The following is a 14,581-nucleotide window of genomic DNA, read 5'->3' on the forward strand; positions in this document are numbered from 1 at the left end:
AATCAGATTTACATCATTTTCCTGAGTATGGTGCCTTTATCTGTGGAAGTCAGGTTCAACTAGACGTCTCAAAGTCTAACTTTCTGCGTGTTATCAACACTTTTACTCAAATTGAAGCTGCAAAAGCTTATTTGTTTGCAAACTCTGAGTTTTCAGGGGCAGATTGGGATACCAAGATTTCCAGGGATATTTTTTGGGAAGAATCCATGCATGGTATCTATCCAGAGAATGTAGGTGTCAATGCTAGACTCTTTAAAGACGAGGATGATTTTTTTGGCTATCTAAATCATTCTGCGATTTTTACTGCGGAGCGTGATGGGCAGACCTATTATTTTTATCCGATTCAGGCTAGAGATTATTTGACTACACCTGAAATCCAGGCATTTACCCTTAATGGGGATGAGGGTCTGATTTACCCTCAGGAGAAGGATTTTGAAACCCATCGTAGTTACCAGTACCAAGACTTAACGACTCGAGGAACAGTTGAGTTTCGTAGTGTTTGTACGCAACCTCTAGATAGAACTTTTACTTCTGCTGCCTTTCACTTGGGATTGTTGGTTAATATAGACAAGCTTGAAGCTTACTTGCGAACTGCTCCATTTTTTACCATAGCTGGTCGTGATTATAAGTTTTTAAGACGACATTTTTCTAAAAAACAACTCACAGGTGAGGAAGAAGCTGCGATTCGAGAATTTTCTAAAGACTTACTCATCCTAGCTGAGGAAGGACTGGAGAAAAGGGATAAGCAAGAAATGATTTATTTAGAGCCTTTGAAGAAAGAATTGGGACTATAATTTCTCTTATAAAGGGAGAATTTTCTGAAAAATCATGATATAATGGAAGAGACTATAGATAAAGGATAGAGATTCATGACATTAGTTTATCAATCAACGCGCGATGCGAACAATACAGTAACGGCCAGCCAAGCTATTTTGCAAGGTTTGGCGACGGATGGTGGTCTGTTTACACCTCTTACTTATCCAAAGGTGGATTTGGACTTTGACACATTAAAAGATGCTTCTTACCAAGAAGTGGCTAAATTAGTTTTGTCAGCATTTTTAGATGACTTTACAGCTGAGGAGTTGGATTACTGTATCAACAATGCCTACGATAGCAAGTTTGATACTCCAGCGATTGCGCCATTGGTGAAACTGGATGGGCAATATAATTTGGAATTGTTCCATGGTTCAACGATTGCCTTTAAAGATATGGCCTTGTCTATCTTGCCTTACCTTATGACGACTGCTGCTAAAAAGCATGGTTTGGAGAACAAAATCGTCATTTTGACAGCGACATCTGGTGATACTGGGAAAGCGGCTATGGCAGGGTTTGCGAATGTGCCTGGGACTGAGATCATCGTCTTTTATCCAAAAGACGGTGTCAGCAAGGTACAAGAGTTGCAAATGACTACTCAGACTGGCGACAATACTCATGTTATCGCTATTGATGGAAACTTTGATGATGCGCAAACCAACGTCAAACATATGTTTAACGATGTAGCTCTTCGTGAAAAGTTGGCTGCCAATAAACTTCAATTTTCATCAGCTAACTCTATGAATATTGGTCGTTTGGTACCACAGATTGTTTATTATGTCTATGCCTACGCTCAGTTGATTAAGACTGGTGAGATTGTGGCTGGTGAAAAGGTCAATTTTACAGTACCAACAGGAAACTTTGGAAATATCTTGGCTGCCTTTTATGCTAAACAAATCGGTCTGCCAGTTGGCAAATTAATCTGTGCTTCAAATGACAATAATGTTTTAACTGACTTCTTTAAAACACGTGTTTACGACAAGAAACGTGAGTTCAAGGTAACGACTAGTCCATCTATGGATATCTTGGTATCTTCAAACTTGGAGCGTTTGATTTTCCATCTTTTGGGGAATGATGCGGTTAAGACAGCTGAACTCATGAATGCCTTGAGTACACAAGGACAATATGAATTGACAGACTTTGATACAGCGATTCTGGAACTCTTTGCAGCTGAATATGCGACTGAGGAAGAAACTGCGGCAGAAATTAAACGTGTTTATGATACAGATGCCTATATCGAGGATCCACATACGGCGGTTGCCTCAGCTGTTTATAGAAAATACCAAGTGGCTACTGGCGATGCGACTAAGACAGTGATTGCTTCAACAGCTAGTCCTTACAAGTTCCCAGTGGTTGCCGTAGAAGCGGTAACAGGAAAAGCAGGCTTGACTGACTTTGAAGCCTTGGCTCAATTACATGACATTTCAGGAGTGGCAGTGCCACCAGCGGTTGATGGCCTTGAAACAGCTCCAGTTCGTCATAAAACAACAGTGGCAGCTGCTGACATGCAAGCAGCGGTTGAGGCTTATCTAGGACTTTAAGACAGAGGGAGTAAACTCGGTTGGGAAACCAACTGAGTTTCTTTTCATCAGGAGGAGAGATTGTTTAAGAAAAATAAAGACATTCTTAATATTGCATTGCCAGCTATGGGTGAAAACTTTTTGCAGATGCTCATGGGAATGGTGGACAGTTACTTGGTCGCTCACTTGGGCTTAATCGCCATTTCAGGTGTTTCAGTGGCTGGCAATATTATCACGATTTACCAGGCGATTTTTATCGCTCTGGGAGCTGCTATTTCCAGCGTTATTTCAAAAAGTTTGGGGCAGAAAGATCAGTCCAAGTTGGCTTATCACGTGACAGAGGCTCTCAAGATAACCCTATTGCTGAGTGCACTTTTAGGCGCTTTATCCATCTTTGCTGGGCAAGAGATGATAGGACTTTTGGGAACTGAGCAGGAGGTGGCTGAGAGTGGTGGACTTTACCTATCTTTGGTGGGTGGATCGATTGTTCTCTTGGGCTTGATGACGAGTCTAGGTGCCTTAATTCGTGCAACGCATAATCCACGTCTGCCTCTCTATGTTAGTCTTTTATCCAATGCCTTGAATATTCTTTTTTCAAGTCTAGCTATTTTTGTCCTTGATATGGGCATAGCGGGTGTTGCTTGGGGGACTATCTTGTCTCGCTTAGTTGGTCTTGTGATTTTGTGGTCGCAATTAAAGCTGCCTTTTGAGAAACCGACTTTTGGACTCGATAAAGACTTACTGACCTTGGCATTGCCAGCAGCAGGAGAACGTCTCATGATGCGGGCTGGAGATGTAGTGATTATTGCCTTGGTTGTTTCTTTTGGGACGGAGGCAGTAGCGGGGAATGCTGTCGGAGAAGTCTTGACCCAGTTTAACTATATGCCTGCCTTTGGCGTCGCTACGGCGACGGTCATGCAGGTGGCTCGAGCAGTTGGAGAGAATAATTGGGAAAGAGTCGCTAGGTTGAGCAAACAAACCTTTTGGCTTTCTCTGATTCTCATGTTGCCCTTAACTTTCAGTATCTATGCCTTAGGGACACCACTGACTCATCTCTATACGACGGACCCTATAGCAGTCGAGGCGAGTGTTTTGGTGGCACTGTTCTCTCTACTAGGTACTCCTATGACGATAGGAACAGTCATCTATACTGCAGTTTGGCAGGGTTTGGGGAATGCTCGCCTTCCCTTTTATGCAACAAGCATAGGAATGTGGTGTATCCGCATTGGAACAGGATATCTGATGGGGATTGTTCTTGGTTGGGGCTTGCCTGGTATTTGGGCTGGAACCCTTTTGGATAATGGTTTTCGCTGGTTATTTCTACGTTACCGTTACCAACGTTATATGATGTTGAAAGGATAGGAGATGCAAAAAATAGCCTTTATTTGGGATCTAGACGGGACTTTATTGGACTCTTACGAAGCGATTTTATCAGGGATTGAGGAAACATTTGCTCAGTTTTCTGTTCCTTATGATAAGGAGAAAGTGAGAGAGTTTATCCTCAGGTACTCTGTACAGGATTTGCTGGAGCAGGTGGCAGAAGAGAGAAACCTGGATGCGAAAGTGCTCAATCAGGTACGTGCCCAGAGCTTGTCTGAGAAAAATGCCCAGGTAGTTTTGATGCCAGGTGCACGTGAAGTGCTAGCTTGGGCAGACCAAGCAGGGATTCAGCAGTTTGTCTATACTCATAAGGGGGACAATGCTCTTACCATTTTAAGAGACTTGGGGTTGGAATGCTATTTCACAGAAATTTTAACCAGTCAGAGTGGCTTTGCGCGCAAGCCTAATCCAGAAGCGGCTAACTATCTGCTAGACAAGTATCAGTTGGATCCTGATAACACCTACTATATAGGGGACCGGACTTTGGATGCGGAATTTGCCCAGAATAGCGGTATTCAAAGCATCAACTTTTTAGAATCTTCTTTTGAAGGCAATCACATGATTCAAGAGTTAGCAGATATTCCTCATATTTTTGAGAGTAAGTAACGAGAAGATTGTGTCAATTTTGTGACAGAAACCTAACAAACTATTTCAAGTAATCGAGTTTGTTACAAGGAATAGACAGTTCTGTTAAATAGGCCCGAGAGGGCTTTTTTTCTGCTTTTTTTGTGTTATGATAGACAGGTACTCATTTGAAAGGAATATGAACGAATGAAGAAAAGAATTATTTTAGCCTCAACAGTAGCCTTGTCTTTTGCGCCAGCATTGGCAACTCAAGCGGAAGAAATCTCTTGGACAGCACGTACTGTTGAGCAAATCCAAAATGACGTGACGAAAAACGAGAACAAAAACAGCTATACAGTTCAGTATGGTGATACCCTGAGCACGATTGCAGAAGCTTTGGGAGTAGATGTGACGGTTCTTGCCAATTTGAACAAAATCACTAATATGGACTTGATTTTCCCAGATACTGTCCTCACTACAACTGTCAATGAGGAAGAAGAAGTAACGGAAGTTGAAATCCAAACTCCTCAAACAGATGCTAGTGAAGAAGTGACGACTGCGACCGCTGATTTGACGACCAACCAAGTGACAGTTGATGAACAAACAGTTCAAGTAGAAGACCTTTCTCAACCAATTGAGGATACTCCAACTGCAACAGAGACGGAAAAACCAGCAGAAGTAGCGCCAAGTTCAGAAGTTTCTGATACAGCGACAGTTGCTGAAGAGATACCATCTACAGAAACACCTGTAGTAGAAGAAACAGCTGATACGACTCCAACGGAAGCACCAGTAGCAGAAACAACTCGCCCAGTTGAAGAAGAAGCTCCTCAAGCAGCGACTCCAGCTACCGAAGAAACGGCAGCAACAACTCCAGCAGAAGCCCCAGTAGCAGCTGCTCCAGCAACTGAAACGCCTGCTGATACAAGAGGAACAAGTGCAACAGAAGAAACAGCAACATCAACAGCAACTTCTGACACTGCAACTTCGACTTATCAAGCAGAGCAAAGCCAAACTCCTTCAAGAACTTATTCGGCTCCAGCAGCTCCTGATTATGCAGGACTTGCTGTAGCTAAGTCTGAGAATGCTGGTCTTCAACCGCAAACGGCAGCCTTTAAAGAAGAAGTAGCCAACTTGTTTGGCATCACATCCTTTAGTGGCTACCGTCCTGGTGACAGTGGGGACCATGGTAAAGGTTTGGCCATCGACTTCATGGTTCCAGTGAGTTCAGCACTCGGGGATCAAGTTGCAGAATATGCAGTCAAAAATATGGCTAGTCGTGGTATCAACTATATCATTTGGAAACAACGTTTCTACGCTCCATACGATAGCAAATATGGACCAGCCTATACGTGGAATCCAATGCCGGATCGTGGTAGTGTGACCGAAAACCACTATGACCACGTTCACGTATCAATGAACTAATCATTAAAATGGAAGTTGGGAACTGATTGAGTTCCCGCTTCTTTTTTTGTGTCATTCCTTCAGGATAAAAGGGATAAATATGAGGAAGTGAGTAATGTTTCAAGAGAATGTAAACAGATTACTTGATTTATCTTTTGCCTTATACTATATTTGATAAGTCAATCATTGACAAATCAATTTTAAAGGAGAAAGATTTATGGTAGCAATACAAGATTTACTGTATCAACTACGGTTGGCAGATCAGTCTATGACACAATTATTCGAACGCCAATTAGGAATTAGTCTCACTCGTTATCAAATCTTATATTTCTTAATCGATCAGTCTCCGTGTAATCAAATAGCGGTTCAGGAGCGTCTGAAGATTGATCAGGCTGCCTTGACACGGCACTTTAAGATTCTGGAAAAGAAAGGTTTGGTTAAGCGACGTCGGAATCCTCAAAACCAGAGGGAAGTTTTGGTGGAAGTCACAGACTTTGCGAGAGAACAACTAATAACCGACTCTCCCCAACGCCATATAAAGGTAAAGAGTCAGATGGAGAGTGTACTTACAAAAGGAGAGCGAGAAGAGTTCAGTCGCTTGTTAGAAAAGTTGATATCTGGCTTAGAAGAGATAGAAATTTAAGGAGAAGAATATGTCTATTTTTACAATTATTTTAGCAACTATCGTTGCTTTGGAGCATTTTTACATTTTTTATCTGGAAAGTGTGGCTACGCAATCAGATACTACTAGTCGCGTGTTTAATGTAGATCAGGAAGAACTGGCTCGTTCTTCAGTGAGTTCATTATTTAAAAATCAAGGAATTTATAATGCTTTGATAGGGGCCTTTCTTTTGTACGGAATTTATTTTTCGCAAAGCTTGGAAATTGTGACCATCTTTGTTTTATTTGTGCTTGGTGTAGCGACCTACGGTTCTCTGACAGTAGACAAGAAGATTATTCTGAAGCAAGGTGGGCCTGCTATTTTGACTCTGCTGAGTATGTTACTTTTGAAATAAGAAAACCAGCGTCTTTCAGGACGCTGGTTTTTGTATGCTCTTATCCATTTCGACGTTTACGAGCTAGTAGGGCTCTGTAAAAGAAGATGTAATTGTTCTGGATATAGGGAAGGATTGAAAAACTAGCAATTCCAAAGGTGATCCAGTTGAGGAAGTACCAAGGGAGTAGTTGTAGGTCGAGGACAAAGCGTTGAAATTTGTAACCTTTCATCAAAAAGCGACTGGTTTTCAGAATTTGACTGGGTTTAGCCTGCCCTAAATCCAGAGTGTCGCAGAGGAGGAATTCTACCTGCGAGTAGGCATAATGTTGCGGAACATAGAGGATGTTCCCTACAATCATCAAGATGAGACTCGCGAAAAAGTAGAGGCCAAAGGTCATAAGGAACTGCTCCGTTTCAAGGGATGAGAGGTCTAATTTTGGAAATTCAGGATGTAGGGCGACAAATCTCCGAGCCAAGAGATTGCTATAAAAGAGAAAATAAACGCCTACTAAGTTTGGAATGCTCCATAAAAAGAGGTAGAAACGTTTGAGCAGCAGAGTTAGGAAGGTTTGCGAGAAGCGCTCTTCAGCAAAGAGGGCTAGACTTGATTTTACTGAGAGGTCCGTATCAGGATCCTTGAGGAGTCGGAGTGTCGCAAAGGCAGCACCTGCTAGGAAAATCGTGCTCACAAAAGAAACTACTAACGGGAAGAGATAGGCTTGGAGTACTTGTGCCAACATGCTGAAAAAGGATTGCTCTAAAACACTTTCTTGGAGACGAGCCAAGGGGTTGAGAAAACCTGATAAGATGACCAGCATGCTAGGTAAGAGATAGACGAGAAAGAGGCGGGGATTTTCAGCCTGAAATTGCCTCGTCTGCAGACGAATGGTTTTTAAATCAATTTTTGGGTATTTCATTCTCTCATTATACCATAGTTCGTGACAGTTCCTAGTTTTTTTGATAAAATCATACAGTATGCCTTTGGGCACAAAGTATGAACTGGGACTGTTTTTCCCAGCTTCGGAGGTAAAAAATGTCAGATTCACCAATCAAATACCGTTTGATTAAGAAAGAAAAACACACGGGAGCTCGTCTGGGAGAAATTATCACCCCGCACGGTACCTTTCCAACGCCTATGTTTATGCCAGTTGGGACCCAAGCTACTGTCAAGACCCAGTCACCAGAGGAGTTGAAGGAGATGGGATCAGGGATTATCCTCTCTAATACCTATCATCTGTGGCTTCGTCCTGGAGATGAACTCATCGCACGCGCAGGTGGTCTCCACAAATTTATGAACTGGGACCAACCAATCTTGACGGATAGTGGTGGTTTCCAGGTTTATTCCCTAGCAGATAGCCGTAATATCACCGAAGAAGGAGTAACCTTTAAAAACCATCTCAATGGCTCCAAGATGTTCCTATCACCAGAGAAAGCCATCTCTATTCAGAACAATCTAGGCTCAGACATCATGATGTCCTTTGACGAATGTCCTCAGTTTTACCAACCTTACGACTACGTTAAGAAATCCATCGAGCGTACTAGCCGTTGGGCTGAGCGTGGTTTGAAGGCTCATCGTCGTCCGCATGACCAAGGTTTGTTTGGAATTGTACAGGGAGCAGGCTTTGAAGATCTTCGCCGTCAGTCAGCTCATGACCTTGTCAGCATGGACTTCCCTGGCTACTCTATCGGTGGTTTGGCAGTGGGAGAAACGCACGAAGAAATGAATGCCGTCTTGGACTTTACAACCCAACTTCTTCCTGAAAACAAACCTCGCTATTTGATGGGTGTCGGAGCGCCAGACAGCTTGATTGATGGGGTTATTCGTGGTGTGGATATGTTTGACTGTGTCTTGCCGACTCGTATCGCTCGTAACGGAACTTGTATGACCAGCCAAGGTCGTTTGGTTGTCAAGAATGCCCAATTCGCTGAAGACTTTACGCCACTGGATCCTGAGTGTGATTGCTACACATGTAAGAACTATACACGCGCTTATCTTCGCCACCTGCTCAAGGCTGACGAAACCTTTGGTATCCGCTTGACTAGCTACCACAATCTCTACTTCTTACTCAATCTGATGAAGCAAGTGCGTCAAGCCATCATGGATGATAATCTCTTGGAATTTCGTGAGTATTTTGTAGAAAAATATGGCTACAACAAGTCAGGACGCAATTTTTAAAGTGTAAAAATAGAATGCCAAAATCCTAAGTTTTCTCTTAGGATTTTTCCTATTTTTTTGATAGAATAGGGAGTATAATGGAATGGAAATTAGGTGGTGTTTTGCTTCCTAATTTAATGGAGAATAGACTCGTATGCGTATTAAATGGTTTTCCTTAATTAGGATTACAGGTTTACTTTTGGTGCTTTTGTACCACTTCTTTCAAACGATCTTTCCTGGAGGATTCTTTGGGGTAGATGTCTTTTTCACTTTTTCAGGATTTTTGATCACCTCCCTCCTTTTAGAGGAATTTTGGAAGGCACGCCAGATTGATTTACTTGGATTTTTTAAGAGACGGTTTTATCGTATCGTACCACCTGTGGTGCTGATGGTTTTGGTGACCATGCCTTTTACTTTCTTGGTTCGTCAAGACTATGTTGCTGGAATTGGTGGCCAGATTGCTGGAGTTCTCGGTTTTATGACCAACTTCTACGAAATGTTAACAGGGGGAAGTTATGAATCCCAGTTCATTCCGCATCTCTTTGTTCACAACTGGAGTCTAGCTGTTGAGGTTCACTACTATATCCTTTGGGGCTTAGCGGTTTGGTTCTTATCGAAACGTTCAAAATCTAGTAGTCAATTGAGAGGGATAGTCTTTCTCCTTTCTGCGGGAGCTTTTATCATTAGCTTTTTCTCCATGTTTATTGGTAGTCTAATGGCGAGTTCCTATTCATCTGTCTACTTTTCAAGTTTAACCCATGTCTATCCCTTCTTTTTAGGAAGCATTTTGGCGACAGTTGTGGGGGTTCGTCAGACGAGCGATTTAGTCAAGCAGTTTGACCGGATGTGGGATCTTCGTCAGAATCTACTGGTATTTGCTGCTGGGCTTTTGGTGTTAGTGCTCTTGACTTTCTTTGTCAAGTTCACCTACCTGTTTGCGTACTTATTTGGCTTCTTGCTAGCAAGTTTAGCGGCAGTGACTATGATTTTTGCTGCGCGTGTCTTGCATGAGAAAACGCCTGAGATACAAGAACCTCGGATCATTACATTTTTAGCGGATACCAGTTATGCGGTTTATCTCTTCCACTGGCCTTTTTATATTATCTTTTCTCAGTTGATGAGTAATCTGCCTGCTGTTATTCTGACAATCATCTTTTCTTATTTCTTTGCTATCCTATCCTTCTATATTATTGAGCCGTTGATTGCTGGTAAATCCAATCCTTTAATACGGAAGATTAGTCGATTGCCTCATATTAAACCAATTAGTGCTGGTGCTGCTGGCATTCTTACCTTGCTTACCTTGATTATCATAGCTGTGGCTCCTCAAGTTGGAGCTTTTGAGACAGACTTGATGGTCAATGGTTTCAAACAAGCCCAGACCAATATAGGACAAACAAAGACTCTTGCTGAACAAGCTGAACTGAGTCGCCTAGGAATTTCTGAGGGAACAAGCCTAATAGGAGATTCGGTAGCCTTGCGTGCCAATACGGCCTTACAAGAGGCACTTCCTGAAGCAAATATCAATGCCCAGGTTAGTCGAACGACCAAGCAAGCCAATGACATTATGCTCAATAACAGTCAGAACAAGGCGCTGCTAAAAACAGTCGTCATTGCAACAGGGGTCAACAATCCTGAAGGCTACAAGAATGATTTGGACAGCATCGTGAACAATCTACCGAAAGGACACCATCTGATACTGGTGACACCTTATGAGGGAGATAAGAGCAAGGACACTTACACATCAGTGGAGCAGTATGCGGCTTATGCACGGGAATTGGCTGAAAAGAATCCTTACGTGAGCATCGCTGACTGGAATAAGGTTGCTAAGGAACACCCTGAAATTTGGGCTGGAACCGACCAAGTCCACTTTGGAAATGATAGCAACATGATTGAAGAAGGTGCTAAACTTTACGCAGAAACGATTGCAGCTGCTGTCAAGGCTGCTCAAGAGCTACCTGTGAAATCAAAATAAGATCAAAGAGTTGGAGATATCCAGCTCTTTTAAAATATCTCTAGAAAATAGGTCTATACCATTTACAAATGAAAAAGAAAGGTTTATAATGTAATTGACATAATAAATTCTAGAATCAATCTATCAAGGAGGTTATCATTATGCCTAATTATATTAAAGCGGATCAGTTTTTCTACCCACACGGAGTTCGTCGTGGCGGTTACTTGGAACTTGTGGATGGCAAGTTTGGTAAGCATGTAGAACAGATTCCTGAAGGAGCTGAGGTGATTGACTATACAGGTTATAGCATTGCCCCAGGACTTGTGGATACCCACATTCATGGATTTGGTGGTGTCGATGTCATGGATAATAACATTGAAGGAACCCTTCATACCATGAGTGAAGGACTACTTAGCACAGGTGTTACCAGCTTCTTGCCAACGACGTTGACTTCCTCTTACGAGCAGTTGCTTGCGGTAACTGAAAATATCGGTGCTCGTTACCAGGAAGCAAGTGGAGCCAAGATTCGTGGAATCTATTTTGAAGGCCCATATTTCACAGAGAAATACAAGGGGGCTCAAAACCCTGCCTATATGAAAGACCCTCGTATGGATGAGTTTCGTGCTTGGCAAAAAGCAGCCAATGGCTTGCTCAATAAAATTGCCCTTGCGCCAGAACGTGAAGGTGTAGAAGACTTTGTTCGTACAGTTACGGGCGAAGGCGTAACGGTTGCTCTTGGACATTCAAATGCGACTTTTGATGAAGCTAAAAAAGCAGTCGATGCTGGAGCGAGTGTTTGGGTACATGCCTACAATGGGATGCGTGGGTTGACTCACCGTGAGCTCGGTATGGTGGGAGCCATGTATGAATTGCCACATACTTACGCAGAATTGATTTGTGATGGTCACCACGTAGATCCAAAGGCCTGTGACATTTTGCTTAAGCAAAAAGGAACTGAAAATATCGCCCTTATCACAGACTGTATGACAGCTGGTGGCTTGGAAGAAGGTGACTACATGTTGGGAGAATTCCCAGTAGTTGTTGCCAATGGAACTGCACGCCTCAAATCTACAGGCAATTTGGCAGGTTCTATCCTCAAACTCAAGGACGGTTTGAAGAATGTGGTCGAATGGGGCATTGCGAATCCACATGAAGCAGTCATGATGGCCAGTCTCAACCCAGCAAAATCTGTTCACATCGATGATGTCTGTGGCCAAATCCGTGAAGGCTACGACGCTGACTTTATCGTACTAGATAAAGATTTGGAATTGGTAGCAACCTACCTAGATGGTGTGAAACGTTATCAAGCCTAAGAAGATAAAAATAGGGGTCAATAAAGGACTCCTATTTTTATGATAGGCTGAAAAGGTATTTAAAGAAGTCTTCCTAAAGGGAAAGGCAAGCAAAATCCTTTTCTTGTAATAAAAAATTAGATATAATATACGATACAAAGGAAGTAGTAAGAATGTATCGTGTTATAGAAATGTATGGGGATTTTGAACCGTGGTGGTTCATAGAAGGTTGGGAAGAAGATGTCATCATGAGTCAATCTTTTGACAAGTATTATGATGCTCTAAAATATTATAAATCATGCTGGTTTGAGCTGGAAAAGAAGAATCCTCTTTATAAGAGTCGGAGTGATTTGATGACTATCTTTTGGGATCCTGCTGATAAACGCTGGTGTGATGAGTGTGATGAGTATTTGCAGCAGTACCATTCTTTGGCACTTTTACAGGATGAGCAAGTCATCCCCGATGAAAAGCTACGTCCAGGCTATGAAAAACAAACAGGTCAAGAAAAACACCGTTCTTGCCGTATGAAATGGAGATAAAAAAAGTAACTTTTTAAGTTGCTTTTTTTATTTTTTTGCGAATAGTTAGATAAGGAGGGTGGTATGGTACAAGAAATTGCACAGAAAATTATTGCTACTGCGAAAGAAAAGAAGGCCCAGGATATCTATTTTATCCCCAAGGAAAAGTCCTACGAGCTTCACATGCGGGTTGGAGACGAGCGGTGTCTCGTTGACTCCTATGAGTTTGATGTTTTAGCTGCTGTGATTAGTCATTTTAAGTTTGTGGCGGGTATGAACGTAGGAGAGAAGAGACGTAGTCAGCTGGGCTCTTGCGACTATCAGCATGGGGAGAAGGTGTCTTCTCTGCGTTTGTCTACCGTGGGAGATTATCGGGGGCATGAGAGTTTGGTCATTCGTTTGTTGCACGATGAGGAGCAGGACCTGCATTTCTGGTTTCAGGATATGAACGAACTGGGTGAGCAGTACAGGCAACGGGGACTCTATCTCTTTGCAGGTCCAGTCGGAAGTGGCAAGACGACTCTGATGCACGAATTAGCCAAGTCTCTGTTTATGGGGCAACAGGTCATGTCCATTGAAGATCCTGTCGAGATCAAGCAGGAAGACATGCTCCAGTTGCAGTTGAATGAAGCGATTGGTTTGACCTATGAAAATCTCATCAAACTGTCTCTCCGGCATCGTCCTGACCTCTTGATTATCGGTGAAATTCGGGATAGCGAGACGGCGCGTGCGGTGGTCAGAGCCAGTTTGACAGGGGCGACAGTCTTTTCAACCATTCATGCCAAGAGTATCCGAGGTGTTTATGAACGCCTTCTGGAGTTAGGTGTGACGGAGGAAGAATTAGCAGTTGTTCTGCAAGGAGTCTGCTACCAGAGATTAATCGGGGGAGGAGGAATCGTTGACTTTGCAAACAAAGACTTTCAAGAACACCAGCCAACTAGCTGGAATGCGCAGATTGACCAGCTTCTTAAAGATGGACATATCACAAGTCTTCAGGCTGAAACGGAAAAAATTAGCTACAGCTAAGCAGAAGAAAATCATCACCCTGTTTAACAACCTCTTTTCCAGTGGCTTTCATTTGGTGGAAATTATTTCTTTTTTGGGCAGAAGTGCCCTGCTGGAAAAGGACTATGTGGCCCGGATGCACCAAGGCTTGTCTCAGGGGAAATCCTTTTCAGAGATGATGGACAGCTTGGGGTTTTCAAGTGCTATTGTGACCCAATTATCTCTAGCTGAAGTACATGGAAATCTTCACCTGAGTTTGGGAAAGATAGAAGAATATCTGGACAATCTGGCCAAGGTCAAGAAAAAATTAATCGAAGTGGCGACCTATCCCCTGATTTTGCTGGGATTTCTCCTGCTAATCATGCTGGGGTTGAGGAATTATTTGCTGCCTCAACTGGACAGTAGCAATATCGCCACTCAAATCATCGGCAATCTGCCACAAATTTTTTTGGGACTAGTGTTGGTTTGCTCTCTATCTTTACTTTTAGCTCTCACTTTCTACAAAAGAAGTTCCAAGATGCGGGTCTTCTCGATGTTAGCACGGATTCCCTTTCTAGGAATCTTTGTCCAGACTTATCTGACGGCTTATTACGCGCGTGAATGGGGCAATATGATTTCACAGGGGATGGAGCTGACGCAGATTTTTCAAATCATGCAGGAACAAGGCTCCCAGCTCTTTAAAGAAATCGGTCAAGATTTGGCTCAAGCCCTGCAAAATGGCTGCGAATTTTCTCAAACTATAGGAACCTATCCTTTCTTTAAAAAGGAGTTGAGTCTCATCATCGAGTATGGGGAAGTCAAGTCCAAGCTGGGGAGTGAGTTGGAAATCTACGCGGAAAAGACTTGGGAAGCCTTTTTTACCCGAGTCAACCGCACCATGAACTTAGTACAGCCACTGGTTTTTATCTTTGTGGCTCTGATTATCGTTTTACTTTATGCGGCAATGCTTATGCCCATGTATCAAAATATGGAGGTAAATTTTTAA

At 42.7% G+C, this 14,581-nt stretch carries 14 protein-coding genes (1 of these 14 cut by a window edge); 13 read left to right on the forward strand and 1 reads right to left on the reverse strand.

What is annotated here, in order from left to right:
* The 7 genes from SOR_RS00770 to SOR_RS00800 form a co-directional block, all read left to right on the forward strand.
* On the forward strand, positions 1-794 hold the 3' portion of the coding sequence (locus SOR_RS00770) for a hypothetical protein (RefSeq protein ID WP_000091652.1). It extends 484 nt beyond the left edge of the window; the window shows 794 of its 1,278 coding nt (coding positions 485-1,278); its start codon lies beyond the left edge, outside the window; the stop codon is at positions 792-794.
* Positions 795-869: 75 nt separating this feature from the next.
* A complete protein-coding gene (gene thrC, locus SOR_RS00775; RefSeq protein ID WP_000177132.1) occupies positions 870-2,354 on the forward strand; it encodes a threonine synthase in 1,485 nt (494 codons plus the stop codon).
* A 60-nt stretch (positions 2,355-2,414) separates the two neighbouring features.
* Positions 2,415-3,695 (forward strand): MATE family efflux transporter, encoded by a 1,281-nt coding sequence (locus SOR_RS00780; protein ID WP_000473981.1) that lies wholly within the window; start codon positions 2,415-2,417, stop codon positions 3,693-3,695.
* A gap of 3 nt (positions 3,696-3,698) precedes the next feature.
* Positions 3,699-4,319, forward strand: coding sequence for an HAD family hydrolase (locus SOR_RS00785; protein WP_001169122.1), 621 nt, complete (start codon positions 3,699-3,701; stop codon positions 4,317-4,319).
* Positions 4,320-4,484: 165 nt separating this feature from the next.
* Positions 4,485-5,699 (forward strand): LysM peptidoglycan-binding domain-containing protein, encoded by a 1,215-nt coding sequence (locus tag SOR_RS00790; RefSeq protein WP_000745992.1) that lies wholly within the window; start codon positions 4,485-4,487, stop codon positions 5,697-5,699.
* A 196-nt stretch (positions 5,700-5,895) separates the two neighbouring features.
* Complete coding sequence (locus tag SOR_RS00795; RefSeq protein WP_000225769.1) at positions 5,896-6,321, forward strand: MarR family winged helix-turn-helix transcriptional regulator; 426 nt, start codon at positions 5,896-5,898, stop codon at positions 6,319-6,321.
* Between the two features lie 10 nt (positions 6,322-6,331).
* Positions 6,332-6,694, forward strand: a complete 363-nt coding sequence (locus tag SOR_RS00800) for a DUF1304 domain-containing protein (protein WP_000021887.1) — start codon at positions 6,332-6,334, stop codon at positions 6,692-6,694.
* Positions 6,695-6,734: 40 nt separating this feature from the next.
* On the opposite strand, the gene SOR_RS00805 is transcribed toward SOR_RS00800, so the two are convergent.
* The gene (locus SOR_RS00805; RefSeq protein ID WP_000876918.1) at positions 6,735-7,592 is read right to left on the reverse strand and encodes a DUF975 family protein; all 858 of its coding nucleotides are present in this window, start codon (positions 7,590-7,592) and stop codon (positions 6,735-6,737) included.
* A 116-nt stretch (positions 7,593-7,708) separates the two neighbouring features.
* Here SOR_RS00805 and tgt point away from each other — a divergent pair, with 116 nt between their 5' ends.
* The 6 genes from tgt to comGB all read left to right on the forward strand — a co-directional run bounded on the left by tgt (position 7,709) and on the right by comGB (position 14,581).
* Positions 7,709-8,851 (forward strand): tRNA guanosine(34) transglycosylase Tgt, encoded by a 1,143-nt coding sequence (gene tgt / locus SOR_RS00810; protein WP_001285237.1) that lies wholly within the window; start codon positions 7,709-7,711, stop codon positions 8,849-8,851.
* Positions 8,852-8,984: 133 nt separating this feature from the next.
* Positions 8,985-10,802: an acyltransferase family protein gene (locus tag SOR_RS00815; RefSeq protein ID WP_001220900.1), complete on the forward strand. Its 1,818-nt coding sequence runs from the start codon at positions 8,985-8,987 to the stop codon at positions 10,800-10,802.
* Between the two features lie 140 nt (positions 10,803-10,942).
* Entirely contained in the window at positions 10,943-12,094 is a 1,152-nt protein-coding gene (gene nagA / locus SOR_RS00820) for an N-acetylglucosamine-6-phosphate deacetylase (RefSeq protein ID WP_001134448.1), read from the forward strand.
* A 152-nt stretch (positions 12,095-12,246) separates the two neighbouring features.
* Complete coding sequence (locus tag SOR_RS00825; RefSeq protein WP_000286396.1) at positions 12,247-12,612, forward strand: DUF1033 family protein; 366 nt, start codon at positions 12,247-12,249, stop codon at positions 12,610-12,612.
* Positions 12,613-12,675: 63 nt separating this feature from the next.
* On the forward strand, positions 12,676-13,617 hold the full coding sequence (comGA, locus tag SOR_RS00830; RefSeq protein ID WP_000249588.1) for a competence type IV pilus ATPase ComGA: 942 nt from the start codon (positions 12,676-12,678) through the stop codon (positions 13,615-13,617).
* The gene (comGB, locus tag SOR_RS00835; RefSeq protein ID WP_000355374.1) at positions 13,565-14,581 is read left to right on the forward strand and encodes a competence type IV pilus assembly protein ComGB; all 1,017 of its coding nucleotides are present in this window, start codon (positions 13,565-13,567) and stop codon (positions 14,579-14,581) included. The genes comGA and comGB overlap by 53 nt, the downstream gene beginning before the upstream one ends.

Source organism: Streptococcus oralis Uo5 (genome assembly GCF_000253155.1).
Taxonomy (GTDB): domain Bacteria; phylum Bacillota; class Bacilli; order Lactobacillales; family Streptococcaceae; genus Streptococcus; species Streptococcus oralis_L.

Excerpts from the sequence above, each read along its gene's own strand:
- thrC (WP_000177132.1), top strand. The coding sequence starts at position 870 with ATGACATTAGTTTATCAATCAACGCGCGATGCGAACAATACAGTAACG.
- SOR_RS00785 (WP_001169122.1), top strand. The coding sequence starts at position 3,699 with ATGCAAAAAATAGCCTTTATTTGGGATCTAGACGGGACTTTATTGGAC.
- SOR_RS00790 (WP_000745992.1), top strand. The coding sequence starts at position 4,485 with ATGAAGAAAAGAATTATTTTAGCCTCAACAGTAGCCTTGTCTTTTGCG.
- SOR_RS00795 (WP_000225769.1), top strand. The coding sequence starts at position 5,896 with ATGGTAGCAATACAAGATTTACTGTATCAACTACGGTTGGCAGATCAG.
- SOR_RS00800 (WP_000021887.1), top strand. The coding sequence starts at position 6,332 with ATGTCTATTTTTACAATTATTTTAGCAACTATCGTTGCTTTGGAGCAT.
- SOR_RS00805 (WP_000876918.1), bottom strand. The coding sequence starts at position 7,592 with ATGAAATACCCAAAAATTGATTTAAAAACCATTCGTCTGCAGACGAGG.
- tgt (WP_001285237.1), top strand. The coding sequence starts at position 7,709 with ATGTCAGATTCACCAATCAAATACCGTTTGATTAAGAAAGAAAAACAC.
- SOR_RS00815 (WP_001220900.1), top strand. The coding sequence starts at position 8,985 with ATGCGTATTAAATGGTTTTCCTTAATTAGGATTACAGGTTTACTTTTG.
- nagA (WP_001134448.1), top strand. The coding sequence starts at position 10,943 with ATGCCTAATTATATTAAAGCGGATCAGTTTTTCTACCCACACGGAGTT.
- SOR_RS00825 (WP_000286396.1), top strand. The coding sequence starts at position 12,247 with ATGTATCGTGTTATAGAAATGTATGGGGATTTTGAACCGTGGTGGTTC.
- comGA (WP_000249588.1), top strand. The coding sequence starts at position 12,676 with ATGGTACAAGAAATTGCACAGAAAATTATTGCTACTGCGAAAGAAAAG.
- comGB (WP_000355374.1), top strand. The coding sequence starts at position 13,565 with ATGGACATATCACAAGTCTTCAGGCTGAAACGGAAAAAATTAGCTACA.